Source organism: Streptomyces melanosporofaciens (assembly GCF_900105695.1).
In the GTDB taxonomy this organism is placed as follows: domain Bacteria; phylum Actinomycetota; class Actinomycetes; order Streptomycetales; family Streptomycetaceae; genus Streptomyces; species Streptomyces antimycoticus.
This window is the reverse complement of the sequence record NZ_FNST01000002.1, coordinates 7,726,035-7,740,925: the sequence shown is the minus strand read 5'-3', so window position 1 is coordinate 7,740,925 and position 14,891 is coordinate 7,726,035. Positions and strand designations below refer to the sequence as shown.

At 72.3% G+C, this 14,891-nt stretch carries 1 protein-coding gene and 1 pseudogene; both read right to left on the bottom strand.

Features of this window, described 5'->3' with window-relative positions:
- Positions 1 to 111: 111 nt before the first annotated feature.
- Entirely contained in the window at positions 112 to 7,023 is a 6,912-nt protein-coding gene (locus BLV72_RS35500) for an SDR family NAD(P)-dependent oxidoreductase (protein ID WP_425288458.1), read from the bottom strand.
- Between the two features lie 139 nt (positions 7,024 to 7,162).
- A pseudogene (locus tag BLV72_RS48255) lies at positions 7,163 to 14,890 on the bottom strand (SDR family NAD(P)-dependent oxidoreductase); the annotation flags it as partial.
- Position 14,891: the final 1 nt, after the last annotated feature.

Below are 14,891 nucleotides of genomic sequence, written 5' to 3'. Positions count from 1 at the left end.
GTGCCTTTCTTCTTCTTGAAGCTCTTGGGGGTGAGGAACACCCGCGGCGAGGGCGGACGTTGCCCGAGAGGGCGAGTCCCCCCGGAGGTCTGCGGGGGGACTCGGCCTTCATCAGGAGTCGAGATCTCCGAGCATCATGTCGATCAGGTCGTCGTCGTCCATCGCGTCGATGGAGTCCGTCTCCTTCTCCTCGGCGTCCTTCTCGGCCAGGTCCTTGCCGCTCGCCAGCTCCGTGAGCGTGTCCAGCAGACCGGCACGGCGCAGGCGCTCCAGCGGAATCGACGCCAGAACGGCACGGATCCTGGCCTCTTCCGGATCGACGTCCGGCTCGGCCGGGCTGTCCGTCGCCACCCGGCCACGCAGGTACTCGGCGAGCGCCGCCGGCGTGGGGTTGTCGAAGATCAGCGTGGAGGGGAGGCGGAGCCCGGTGGCCGAGTTCAGCCGGTTGCGGAACTCCACGCCCGCCAGTGAATCGAACCCGAGGTTCTGGAACGAGCGGTCGGGCTCGATGGACTGGGCGCCGCTGTGCCCCAGCACCATCGCCGCACTGCCGCGCACCAGGTCCAGCAGCGCACGGTCGAGTTCGGCTCCGGAGAGACCGGCGAGCTTCACCCGGGCCGATTCCGGAGCGGCCGCCTTGCCGTCGGCCGCCGCCTTGCTCCGCACCCGGACCACACCACGCAGCAGGTTGGGGATGTCGGCCTGGCCGCTGAGCGCCGAGGTCTCCAGCCGCATCGGCACCAGCAGGGCGTCCTCGCCCGTCCGGCCGGCGTCCAGCAGGCGCAGACCGCCCGCCATGGACAGGGCCGCCATTCCCTCACGCGCCATGCGCACCATGTCCGCCTGGCTGAGCGTGCCGGTCATGCCGCCGCCCTGCTCCCACGGACCCCAGGCCAGCGATACGGCGGGGAGGCCGAGGGAGCGCCGGTGTGCGGCGAGCGCGTCCAGGAACGCGTTGGCCGCGGCGTAGTTGCCCTGTCCCGGGCTGCCGAACACACCGGCGACGGACGAGAACATCACGAACTCCGCCAGGTCCAGATGGCGGGTCAGCTCGTGCAGATTCCACGCCGCGTCGACCTTCGGCTCGAAGACCGCGTCGATCCGCTTCGGCGACAGGGTGTCGATGACACCGTCGTCGAGTACGCCCGCCGCGTGCACGACCGCGGTCAGCGGGTGCTCGGCGGGCACCGCGGACAGCACTCGCTCCAGCGACGCGCGGTCGGCCACGTCGCAGGCCGCCAGCGTCACCGACGCGCCCGCCTCGGCCAGTTCGGCCTTGAGGTCGGCGGCGCCCGCGGCGTCCGGCCCGCGCCGGGAGACCAGCACCAGGTTGCGCACTCCGTACTCGGCCACCAGATGGCGCGCCACTTCGCTGCCCAGGCCGCCGGTGCCACCGGTCACCAGCACCGAACCCTCGGGGTTCAGGGTGTGGGACATGGTGAACACGTTCTTGCCGATGTGCCGGGCCTGGCTGATGTGCCGGATCGCGTCCGGGGCCCGGCGCACGTCCCACGCCGTCAGCGGGAGGGGGTGCAGCGCGCCGGTGTCGAAGAGGGCGACCAGTTCGACCAGCATCCGCTGGACCCAGTCGTAGTCGGCCACGACCAGGTCGTACGCCTCGTACTTCACCCCGGGGTGCTCGGCGGCGACGACCTCGGGGTCGCGCACGTCGATCTTGCCCATCTCCAGGAAGCGCCCGCCCCTGGGCATCAGCCGCAGGGAGGCGTCGACGAACTCGCGGGCGAGCGAGTCCAGGACCATGTCCATGCCCCGGCCGCCGGACGCCTCCATGAAGCGCCGCTCGAACTCCAGGTCACGCGACGAGGCGATGTGCTTCTCGTCGAATCCCATCGCCCGCAGGGTGTCCCACTTGCCGGGGCTGGCCGTGGCGTACACCTCGGCGCCGAGGTGGCGCGCGAGTTGCGTGGCCGCCATGCCCACACCACCGGTGGCGGTGTGTACGAGGATGGACTCGCCCGGCTGCAGCTTGCCGAGTTCCACCAGGCCGATGTAGGCCGTCAGGAAGACCACCGGCACCGACGCGCCCTGCGCGAACGTCCAGCCGCGCGGCATGGGGACGATTTGCCGCCGGTCGGCGATCGCGATGGGCCCGAACGATGCGTTGATCATGCCCATGACCCGGTCACCGGGTGCCAGGTCGGTGACTCCCGGACCGACCTCCAGAACCACACCGGCGCCCTCGCCGCCCATGGTGGCGTGGTCGTCGGGGTACATGCCGATGGCGATCAGCGCGTCCCGGAAGTTCAGACCGGCGGCGCGCACCGCGATCCGGACGTAGCCGGGAGCCAGCGGCGCCTCGGCCGACGGGTCGGGCTGCAGCGAGAGGTTGTCCAGCGTGCCTCCGCCGCTGGTGCCCAGCTTCCACGCCGAGGTGCCGGCGGGGGCCTCGAGCACCCGCCCGGCGGCGTTCCTGGCGAGCCGGGGAATCAGCCCCTGGCCCACCCGGAGCGCCACCTCGCGCTCGCCCGCCGCGATCGCGGCCGTCACCACCCCGGCGACCGCGGTGGCCGACTCGGCGTGGCGGTCGATGTCCACCAGCACGAGCCGGCCCGGGTTCTCCGTGGCCGCCGAGCGCACCAGTCCCCACACGGCGGCGTTGGACAGTCCGGCGACGCCCTCGCCCGGGCCGGTCGCGACCGCGTCGCCGGTCACCACCACCAGCCGGGACCCCTCGAACCGGTCCTCCGCCAGCCAGGACTGCACCAGGGCCAGCGCCCGGTGGGTCGACTTCCGTGCGGCGTCGGCGATGTCCTCGGTGTCCGGCGCGGCGCCGCACCAGGCCCAGACCACGTCCGGCAGCGCGACACCCTCGTCAATGGCGGCGAGGAGTTCGTCCGTCCCGGCGTACTCGGCGTACTCGACGCCGGAGGCGGCGAGCAGCTCGCCCGCCCGGGCCCGGTCGGCGCCGATGACCGCCGCGGACCCACCGTCCACGGTCAGGCTGCCGCCCCGCGCGGCGGGGAACACATCCCAGTTGGCCCGGAACAGCGTTCCGTCGCCGCCGGTGGAGCGCGGGCCCGACGCGAACCGCTCGGGCGCCACTTCCCGCACCACCAGCGACTCCACCGAGGCGACGGGCTCACCCGTGGCGTCGGTCACCAGCAGCGCGACCGTGTCCTTGCCCTGCGGGCGCAGCCGCACCCGCACCCGTCCGGCGCCCACCGCGTGCAGGGTCACCCCGGTGAAGGAGAACGGCAGCGTCACCCGCCCGCTCTCGCCGCCGAAGTCGCCCATCTCCATGGCGTGCAGGGCGGCGTCCAGCAGGGCGGGGTGCAGGCCGAAGCGTCCGGCGTCCTGGGCCGCCGAGTCCGGCAGCGCCACCTCGGCGAAGACATCGCCGTCCAGCCGCCAGACCGACTCCAGCCCCTGGAAGACCGGCCCGTATCCGTAACCGACCTGGGCCAGGCCCTCGTAGAAGCCCTCCATCGGCACCTGCTCGGCGCCCGGGACGGGCCACTGCAGCAGGCTGTCGGTGACCGCGGCGCCGCTGTCCGCCTCGAGGACGCCCTGGGCGTGGCGCACCCACTCCTCGCCCGGCTCGTCGCTGTCGGAGCGCGAGTACACGCCGAGCGGCCGTACCCCGGACTCGTCCGTGGGGCCGACCACCAGCTGGATCCGGACGCCGCCCTGCTCCGGCAGGAGCAGCGGCGTCTCGAGGGTGAGCTCACCGAGCCGTCCGGCCCCGGTCTCGGTGCCCGCGAGCAGGCCCAGTTCCACGAATCCGGTGCCGGGGAAGAGCACTCCGCCGGCCACGGCGTGGTCGGCGAGCCAGGGGTGCGTCTGCAGGGAGAGGCGCCCCGTCAGCACGGTGCGCTCGCCGTCGGCCAGTTCGGTGAGCCCGCCGAGCAGCGGGTGGTCCACTCTGCCGAGCCCGACGCTGCGGGCGTCGCCGGTCACGGCGCCGCCCGCCTCGAGCCAGTACCGCTTGTGCTGGAAGGCGTAGGTCGGCAGGCCGACCCGGCGGGCGCCGCGCCCGGCGTACACCGCGTTCCAGTCCACGCCGACACCGTTGGCGTACAGGGTGGCGACGGCCTCCGCCAGCGTCTGCGCCTCGGCGCGCCCGGACCGGGCCAGGGGCACGAACGCCGCGTCGGCGTCGATGGCGTCCAGGCAGTCCTGACCCATCGCGGTCAGCACGGCGTCGGGGCCGAGCTCCACACAGGTCGTCACTCCCTGGGCCGCGAGGGAGCGCATGCCGTCGTCGAAGCGGACGGCTTCGCGCACATGGCGGACCCAGTACTCGGCGGTGGCCAGTTCGCTGCCGGCCACATCGCCGGTGACGTTGGAGATGACCGGGATCGCCGGGGCCGAGTACGACAGGCAGTCGGCGAGCTGGCGGAACTCCTCCAGCATGGCGTCCATCCGGGGGGAGTGGAACGCGTGGCTCACCCGCAGCCGCTTGGTCTTGCGGCCCTGTGCCTCCCAGTGGCCGGCGAGTTCGAGCACCGCGTCCTCGTCGCCCGAGAGCACCACCGAGGTGGGACCGTTGAGCGCCGCCAGCGACACCTGGCTTTCGTGGCCCTTCAGGCTCTCCAGGACCTCCTGCTCGGACGCCTGGACGGCCACCATGGCGCCGCCCTCGGGCAGTTCCTGCATCAGCCGCCCACGGGCCGCCACCAGGGCGCACGCGTCCTCCAGGGACAGCACCCCGGCGACGTGTGCGGCCGCGATCTCGCCCACCGAGTGCCCCATCAGGAAGTCGGGGCGCACACCCCAGGACTCCAGCAGGCGGAACAGGGCAACCTCGAAGGCGAACAGCCCGGCCTGGGTGAACATCGTCTGGTTCAGCTCGTCACCGGACGCGCTCCCGGCGTCGGCGGCGTCGTCCTCGGGGCCGAACACCACGTCGAGCACGGAGGTGCCGAGGCGGACCTCCAGATAGTCGCACGCCTCGTCGAATACGTCGGCGAACAGCGGGTAGGTGTCGTAGAGTTCCCGGCCCATGCCCATCCGCTGGGCGCCCTGGCCGGTGAACAGGAACGCCACCCGCTGCGCCCTGGACCTGCCCAGCACCAGGCCAGGCGCGTCGGTGTCCTCGGCGAGCGCCGCGAGTCCCCGCAGCAGCCCGTCCCGGTCGGAGGCCACCACCACGGCCCGCTGCTCCAGTGCGGCACGCGTCACCGCGGACGACCATCCGACGTCGACCGGGTTCGCGTCGCGGTCGCGCACCACGTGCTCGCGCAGCCGCGCGGCCTGCGCCCGCAGCGCCTCCTCGCTTCTGGCGGACACCAGCCACGAGATGGGCTGGGACGCCGTCTCCTCGATGTCGGCGTCGTCGGTCTCGGAGACGGGCTCCTGCGGCGGGGCCTGCTCGATGATGGCGTGCGCGTTGGTGCCGCTCATGCCGAACGAGGAGATACCGGCACGGCGCGGCTGCCCGTTCTCCGGCCACGCGCGCTGCTCGGCGAGGAGCGCGACGCCGCCCGAGGACCAGTCCACATGCGGGGTCGGCACCTCCACGTGCAGCGTCTTGGGCATGATGCCGTGGCGCATGGCCATCACCATCTTGATGACGGCACCCGCACCGGCCGCCGCCTGGGTGTGGCCGATGTTCGACTTGAGGGACCCCAGCCAGACCGGCTGCCCCTTAGGCCGGCTCTCGCCGTAGGTGGCCATCAGCGCCTGCGCCTCGATGGGGTCACCGAGCGAGGTGCCGGTGCCGTGCGCCTCGATGACGTCGATCTGGTCCGCGGTCAGCTCGGCGTTGGCCAGTGCCTGCCGGATGACGCGCTGCTGGGAGCGCCCGTTGGGGGCGGTCAGACCGTTGGAGGCGCCGTCCTGGTTGACGGCGGTGCCACGCACGATGGCCAGCACCTCGTGGCCGTTGCGCCGGGCGTCCGAGAGCCGCTCCACCAGGAGGACGCCGACGCCCTCGGCCCACGACGTGCCGTCGGCCTCGGCGCCGAACGCCTTGCAGCGCCCGTTGGAGGAGAGTCCGCGCTGGCGGCTGAAGAGGATGAAGTCACCCGGGGTGGGCATGGTGGCGACACCTGTGGCGAGCGCCAGGTCGCACTCGCCCTGGCGCAGCGAGTGCGCCGCCTGGTGCAGGGAGACCAGCGACGAGGAGCACGCGGTGTCCACGGTCCACGCCGGGCCCTCGAAGCCGAAGGTGTAGGCGATGCGCCCGGAGGCGACACTGCCCGCGATGCCGGTCAGCGCATAGCCCTCGAGGCCGCTCTTGGTGCTCTGGAGGTGGGGCCCGTAGTCGTGGTGCTCCGCGCCGGTGAAGACGGCGGTCCGGCTGCCCCGCAGCTTGGTGACATCGATACCGGCCCGCTCGAAGACCTCCCAGCTCGTCTCCAGCAGCAGCCGCTGCTGCGGGTCCATGGCCAGCGCCTCGCGCGGCGATATGCCGAAGAACTCCGCGTCGAACTCGGGGGCGTCGTGGATGAACCCGCCCTCGGTGGCGTAGCTGGTGCCGGGCTGGTCCGGGTCCGGGCTGTACAGCGCCTCCAGGTCCCAGCCACGGTCGGTGGGGAACGGGGTGATGGCGTCCACGCCCTCGGAGACCACCTTCCACAGGTCCTCGGGGCTGTTGACGCCGCCGGGGAAGCGGCAGCTCATCCCGACGATCGCGATGGGGTCGTCCGAGCCCACGACGGCCCGCGCGGGAGCGGTGTCGTCCCCGGCGACGGGGAAGATCTTCCGGTGGAGGTGGTCCACCAGCTCACTGGGCGTCGGATAGTCATAGGCGAGCGACACATCGAGGGTGAGCCCGGTGGCGGCCACCAGCCCGCGGTGCAGATTGACCGCCGCGAGCGAGTCCAGCCCCAGGTCGAGGAACGAGCTCTCCGCGTCGAGGGTGCGCGGTGACTCGGACCGCAGCGCCGCGGCGACGTGTGCGTGTACCAGGTCGAACAGGACCCTGCGCTGTTCGAGGTCCGGCAGTTCCCTGAAGTCCGGTGCGAGTGAAGGAAGTTCGCCTGGGCTCTCGCCGCAATCCGGCCCAGCCTGGATTCCGGACTCGCCTGAGTCGCTGGACCCGCGCAACATGCTGCTCACCTATCTCCTGCTTTGTGGAAAAATCTTGTGGCAAAGCTGTGTGCCGCACTGAACGCGGCATGGGCGTGGGCGCCCGCCCGGCACTCATCGGTGCCGGGCGGGCGCGTGGCCGTTAGAGGTTGGCCACCCAGTCCTCGACGGCCTGGGCGGTGGTGTCCGCGTAGTTCTCCATCATGGTGAAGTGATTTCCGGGCACGTCGATGACGGTGTCGGCGGGCCAGTCGGCCTGCCATGTCTCCGCCGGCGCGTTCGGGTCCGCCGACACCTCCGACGCACGGAGGTGGAGGCTGGGGACCGAGATCTCCGGCGGCTTCCACCCCTCCATCAGATGGGCGTACCAGCCCATGGCGGACATGCGGACACCCTCCATGGAGACGACCTCTTCCCGCTCGTACATTTCGTCCAGCCAGGCGTCCGCGACCCCGCCGCCGAGCCTCGTGGTGTACGGAAGGTAGGTGTCCATCAGGACGACTCCCGCGGCCGGTGTGCCCTGGCTCTCGAGAGCGGCGGCCACCGAGTGAGCGAGCATTCCTCCGGCCGAGGAGCCGCACAGGACGATCGGGGCGCCCTCGGCGTACTCGGCGACGACCCGCGCCTGCAAGCGGAACAGCGCGTCCAGGTTGGCCGGCAGGCTCTCGCCCTCGACCGACCCCACGGTGTGAAGGGCCGCCACGTCCCGGTTGCCGCGGAACGGTGCGGCGAACCGCGCGTACTGGTGGACGCCGCCCAGCGCGACATGGGAGGCGAAGCACATCAGCCGGGGACGCCCAGGGCCCCGGGAGAGCCGCGCGGGCCTGATGTTCCCCTCGAAGTCGGCCGGGTCCTCGAAGGTCGGACGGAGCTTTGCCGCGCTCACCAGCAGCTCCATGCCGATGCTGGACTTGCCCTGCTGGGCTGCCAGCCGGTAGAGGGAGCCGAGGGTGTCGGGCGCGTTCCCCTGCGGTGCCGGGGACACGGGCTCGGCCACGGGCGCGGCGGCCACAGCGGCCGGAGCGGTCTGCTCCTGGACCTGGCCGACGGCGGGAGCGGACGCGATCTCGGCCGCGAGCCGGGGGCGCAGATGGGCCACCATCTCGCCCGGGCTCGGGTAGTCGAAGACGACCGTGGTGTTCAGCCTGAGGCCGGTGAGGGCGGCCAGCTGATTACGGAATTCGACCGCCGTAAGGGAGTTGAAGCCCATCTCCATGAACTCATGGCCGGTGTCGATGTCGTTGTGTGATGCGAACCCGAGCACCGCGGCGGCGACGGTACGCACCATTTCGAGAAGAGCCTCGTCCCTCTCGGCCTCCGACAACCCCGCCAGCCGTTGCCGCAGCTGGGTGGGCTGGTCCACCTCGGACTCGGCCGCCCGAGCCGCACGCCGGACGGGGGCCTCCGGGACGACGGGACGGAACACGGCGGGCAGCGCGGCGCCCTGGGCGCGCAGCGCGGCGACATCCAGCCGGGCGGGAATCACCACGGCCGTGCCGGAGGTGACCGAGGCGTCGAAGAGCTCCAGGCCCTCGTCGGAGGTGAGCGGCGCCAGACCGGTGCGCGCCACGTCGTTCCACGCCGCGTCCAGCCGCCGGACCTCGTACAGATCGCTCAGCAACGGGCTGGGCCGGCCCGCGGTGAACGCGGGAACGAACCGTTCCCAGTCCACGTTCACGACCGTCACCACACCGTGGTCGTCCGCTACGACGCGCTCCAGACCGGCCATCGCCGGCTGTGGCGCCAGCCGGGGCAGCCCACGCCGCTCCAAGTGATCGCCCTGGTCGTCCCCGGCCGCCATGCCGATCTCGGCCCAGGGACCCCAGACCACGGAGGTGCCGACGAGTCCCCGCCCGCGGCGGTCCTCCACCAGCGCGTCCAGATAGGCGTTGGCGGAGCTGTAGGCGGACAAGCCGCCACTGCCCCACAGACCGGAGATGGACGAGAAGACCACGAACGCGTCGAGCTCCCGGTCGCCCAGCAGCGCGTCCAGGTTGACGGCACCCGCCACCTTGCCCGACACGAGGGTGGCGGCATCCGCCAAGCCGGTCTCCAGCAGCGGCGTCCCGCCGGTGGCGCCCGCCACGTGGACGACCGCCGTCAGCGGATGCTCCTGCGGCACCGCGTCCAGCACCGCGGCCAGCTGCTCACGGTCGGCCACATCACAGGCCGCCACGGTCACCCGGGCGCCCAGCTTCTCCAGCTCCTCGCGCAATTCGGCCGCACCCGGCGCCTCTGGGCCCCGACGGCTGGTCAGCACCAGGTGCTCAGCGCCCTTGCGCACCAGCCAGCGGGCCACCTCACCGCCCAGCCCGCCCGTGCCACCGGTCACCAGCACCGTGCCGCGCGGGCGCCACGGTGTCCCCTGGGCAACGGGCGGAGCCGAGCGCACCAGACGGCGTACGAAGACACCGGAGCCGCGCACCGCGACCTGGTCCTCGCCACCGTCGGCGGACAGCACACCGGCCAGCCGCGCCGCACCGCGCTCGTCCAGCGCCTCGGGCAGATCGACCACACCGCCCCACAGCGGCGGCAGCTCCAGCGCGGCCACCCGGCCCAGCGCCGACACCATCGCCTGCAGCGGGCTGGTGAGCCGCTCCGAACCGTCCACCGAGACGGCCCCTCGCGTACCACTCCACAGCCGGGCCGGAATCCTCGCCTCGACCATGGCCCGCACCAGCACCAGGCTCAACGCGTAGCCGTTCGGCATGGCCGGGTGCCCCGGGCAGGGCTCCTCGTCCAGGGCCAGCAGCGAGAGCACACCGCCCAGTTCGGGCGCCTGCCCGGCCACCTCGCGCAGCCGCTCGGCGAGCACGCTCGCATCGAGGTCCCGCTCGTCCACCACGATCGAGACCACATCCGCGCCGTGCCGTTCGAGCCCGGCGACGACCTCCGAGACCAGCTCGTCCCCGGCGCGGGACGCCGGAACCACCACCGGCCAGGTCCCCGACAGCGACCTTTGGGCCGGGTCCGGGACCGGCTTCCACGACACCTGATAGCGCCAGTTGTCGATCATCTGCTGCTCGGACTGTGCCACATCGGCGTCCTGGGCCCACCGGCCCCACGCCAGCGAGACACCCGGCAGTCCCCGAGCGCGACGCCACGACGCGAGGCCGTCCAGGAACACGTTCGCCGCCGCGTAGTTGCTGCGTCCGGTCGCGCCGAGCAGACCCGCGGTCGAGGAGAACAGCACGAACGCCGACAGGTCCATCCCCGCGGTCAGCTCGTGCAGGTTCCAGGCCGCGTCCACCTTCGTCCGCAGCATCGCGCTCGCCCGCTCGCGTGTCAGCGAGGCGAACAGCCCGTCGTCGAGCATCTCGTCCGCATGCACCACGGCGCTCAGCGCGAATTCCTCGGGCAGTGCGGCCAGCACCGCGGCAAGCGCGTCACGGTCCGCGGCGTTGCACGTCGTGACCACCACCGTGGCGCCCGAGGCCTCCAATTCGGCCCGCAACGCGGCCGCGCCGTCCGTCTCCGCATCACGACGGGACAGCAGCACCAGCTTCTTGACACCGTGCCGGGCCACCAGGTGCCGGGCCACCAAACCGCCCCGAGCACTCGTGCCCTCGGTCACCAGCACGGCGCCCGAACCGAACACCTCCGACTCGGGCGCGTCACCCGTGGGCAGGGCGCGGGCCAGCCGTGGCACGCGGACCTCGCCCGAACGCACCACCACCTGCTCCTCACGAGTGGCCACCAGCCCCCCGAGCAGTCCCACCGCACGCTCGACATCATCCGTGTCGACCAGCACCACCCGTCCCGGGTGCTCGGACTGCGCCGACCGCACCAAACCCCATGCGGCCGCAGCCGACAGATCCCCCACACCGTCGCCGGTGTCAACGGCACCCTGGGTCAGCACCACCAGCGGGACGTCCGCGAACCGGTCGTCCGCCACCCATGACTGAACGGTCTCCAGCACCTCGGCGACCCGTGTGTGGACCTCGTCCACCACATCGGAGCCGCTCGAAGCGACCGGCAGTACCACCATGCCGGGCATGCTCGTGCCCGCCGCCACGGTGTCGCTGAGCGCCGCGGTGTCCGTGTACACGTCGGCGGGGTAGAAGCCCGCCGCCTCCAGTGCGTCGCCCACGCCGAGGCAGTCGTCGACCAGCACCGCCCACCAGCCGGGTGCCACGCCCTCGGCGGGCTTGGCCCCGTCCGCCGTCCACTCCATGCGGAACAACGCTTCACCGGCCGTCCGGCTCATGCTCTGCAACGCGGCGGCCTGCATGGGCCGGAAGAGGAGGGAATCCACGGTGGCCACCGGCCGGCCCGAGGAGTCGGCCATGGCCAGCGACACGGCCTGCCGCCCGTCCGGGACAACCCGGACCCGCAACGCCTGGGCACCGACGGCTTCCAGGGAGAAGCCCCGCCACGAGAACGGCATCAGATTGCCCGCGCTCGGCGCGTCGTCGCCACCGCGCAGCGCGTTGTTCGCGCCGATCGCCTGGAGGGCGCCGTCGAACAGGGCCGGATGCAGACCGAAGTACTTCGCCACGCCGAGCTGGTCCTCGGGCAGCTCGACGTCGGCGAACACCGCGTCGCCGCGCTTCCAGGCGCGCCGCAGCCCCCGGAACGCGGGACCGTAGTACAGCCCGTGCTCCTCGGCGTGCTCGTACCCGCCGGAGACGTCGACAGGCTTGGCGCCGGAGGGCGGCCACTTCGCGAAGTCGAAGGAGGCCGCCGGCGCGGGCGGGGTGAGCGCACCGTGAGCGTGCTGCACCCACGGCTGCTCGAGGTCGGCGCTGTCGTCGGCCGGCTCCAGTCGTGAGTACACGCTGACGTCGCGGCGGCCCGAGGCGTCGGCCTCCCCCACCTCGACCTGGATCTGCACCCCTCCGCGCTCGGGCATCGCCAACGGCGCCACCAGCACCAGCTCGTCGACCCGGCCGCATCCGACCTGGTCCCCCGCCTGTGCGGCCATCTCCGCGAAAGCCGTCCCGGGCACCAGCGCCACGCCTTGCACCGCGTGGTCGGCGAGCCAGGCGTGGGTGGCGATTGACAGCCGCCCGCTGAGCAGCACTCCGCCGCCGCCCGCCATCGAGATCGCGGCGCTCAGCATGGGGTGCGCCACCGCGCCGAGGCCCACCGATCCCACGTCGCCGCCGGCCGCCATCGCGTCCAGCCAATAGCGCTGACGCTGGAAGGCGTAGGTCGGCAGATCGACCCGGCGGGCACCACGTCCCGCGAACACCTTCGTCCAGTCGACACCGACGCCACTGACGTGAACCTCGGCGGCGGAGGTCAGGAACCGCTCAGTTCCGCCCTCATCACGCCGCAGGGTGCCCAGGACCACTGCCCGCGCCTCGGCGGCCTCCACCGTCTGCTGCACCGGCAGGGTCAGCACCGGATGCGGGCTCACCTCGATGAACACGCTGTGGCCCTCATCGAGCAGGGTGCGCGTCGTGGACTCCAGCTCGACGGTCTGCCGCAGGTTGCGGAACCAGTACTCCGCGTCCAGACCCGCCGTGTTCATCACCTCTCCGGACACCGTCGAATAGAACGGCACCTGCGAGGAACGCGGTGTGATGTCCGCCAGGACCTTCAGCAGCTCGTCGTGGATCGCCTCCACATGGGCGGAGTGCGAGGCGTAGTCCACCGGAACCCGGCGAACACGCACCTTCTCGCCCTCGAGCCGCGCCACCATCTCATCCAGCGCACCCGGATCGCCCGAGACCACGACGGAACCGGGGCCGTTGACCGCGGCCACCGAGATCGCACCGTCCCAGGGAGCGATGCGCTCCTTGACCTCATCCGCCGGCAGTCCGACCGACACCATGCCACCGCGACCGGCCAGACCGGCGGCGATCGCCTGCGACCGCAACGCCACCACCTTCGCGGCATCCTCCAGCGACAGCGCACCCGCGACACAGGCCGCCGCGATCTCACCCTGGCTGTGCCCCATCACGGCGTCCGGCTCCACGCCCACCGAGCGCCACAGCTTCGCCAGCGACACCATCACCGCGAACAACGCCGGCTGAACGACATCCACCCGGTCATAGCCGGGGGCGCCCTCGGTCCCGCGCAGCACCTCGGTCAGCGACCAGTCCACATGAGCCGACAGGGCCGCCTCACACTCGCCGATCGCCTCCGCGAACACCGGCGAGGACTCCAGCAGCCCCACCGCCATGCCCACCCACTGGGCACCCTGCCCCGGGAAGACGAAGGCGGTCCTGCGTCCCTTCGCCGCCTGTCCCCTGACCACGCCCGGGGTCACCTCGCCCTGGGCCACCGCGCGCAGGCCGCGCAGCAGACTCTCGCGGTCCTCGCCGATCACCGCCGCGCGGTGCTCGAACGCCGACCGGGACGCCGCCAGGGAGTAGCCGATGTCCGCCACCGATGCCGTCGCGAGTTCGTCGTCCTCGGCGGAGCCCTGAGCTGTCAGACGGGCGTACAGCCGCTCGGCCTGCGCCCGCAGCGCGGCCTCGCCCTTGCCCGAGAGCAGCCAGGGCACGACGGCGGAGGCGACCGGGTGGGGAGCCTCGGCCCCGGAACCGTCCGACTCCGGCTCCTCGGCCTCGGTGGCCTGCTCGATGATGGTGTGCGCGTTGGTCCCGCTGATCGCGAAGGAGGAGATCGCCGCCCGGCGGGGCCGGCCCGTCTCCGGCCAGGGCCGGGCCTCGGTCAGCAGCTCCACGGCCCCCGCCGACCAGTCCACATGCGGGGTCGGCTCGTCCACGTGCAGCGTCTTGGGCAGGATGCCGTGCCGCATGGCCATCACCATCTTGATGATCCCCGCGACACCCGCCGCCGCCTGCGCGTGGCCGATGTTGGACTTGATGGATCCCAGCCACAGCGGCCGGTCCTCCGGCCGGTCCTGGCCGTAGGAGGCGATCAGCGCCTGCGCCTCGATCGGGTCACCGAGTGAGGTGCCGGTGCCGTGCGCCTCCACGATGTCGACATCGTCCGGGGTGAGTCCCGCGTTGTCGAGCGCCTGACGGATCACCCTGCGCTGCGAGGGGCCGTTGGGGGCCGTCAGACCGTTGCTGGCCCCGTCCTGGTTCACCGCGGAGCCGCGCACCACTGCCAGCACGGGGTGGCCGTGGCGGCGGGCGTCGGACAACCGCTCCACGAGCAGCACGCCGACGCCCTCGGACCAGTTGGTGCCGTCCGCGGCCGCCGCGAAGGGCTTGCAGCGGCCGTCGGACGCGAGTCCCCGCTGACGGCTGAACTCGGTGAACGTTCCGGGGCCGGCCATCACGGTGATGCCGCCGGCCAGGGCGAAGTCGCACTCGCCCTGGCGGAGCGCCTGTGCGGCCAGATGCAGCGTCACCAGGGAGGACGAACACGCCGTGTCCACCGTCACCGCGGGGCCTTCGAGACCGAGGACGTAGGAGATCCGGCCGGAGGTGACCGCGGGCGTCTGCCCCGTCATCAGATGGCCTTCGACCTCTTCGGCCTCGATGGGGCCGGCCGCGCCGTATCCCTGGAACGCGGCGCCCATGAACACGCCGCCGGTGGTGCCCTTGACGGACTGCGGGTCGATGCCGGCCCGCTCCAGGACCTCCCAGGACGCCTCCAGCAGCAGCCGCTGCTGGGGGTCCATCGCCAGCGCCTCACGCGGGGAGATCCCGAAGAACACCGGGTCGAACATCGCGGCGTCGTGCAGGAACCCGCCCTCGTTCACATAGCTCGTGCCCTGACTGTCGGGGTCCGGGTTGTACACCTCCTCGTGCCAGCCGCGGTCCTTCGGAAACGGCGAGAGCCCGTCGGCGCCGTCGGCGACCATGCGCCACAGGTCCTCAGGAGAGCTGACCCCGCCGGGGAAGCGGCAGCTCATCGCGACGATCGCGATCGGCTCCCGGTTCTTCTCCTCCACCTCCCGAAGGCGCAGACGGGTGCGGTGCAGATCGGTCGTCACCTTGTTGAGGTAGTCGCGGAGCTTGGTCTCGCTCACT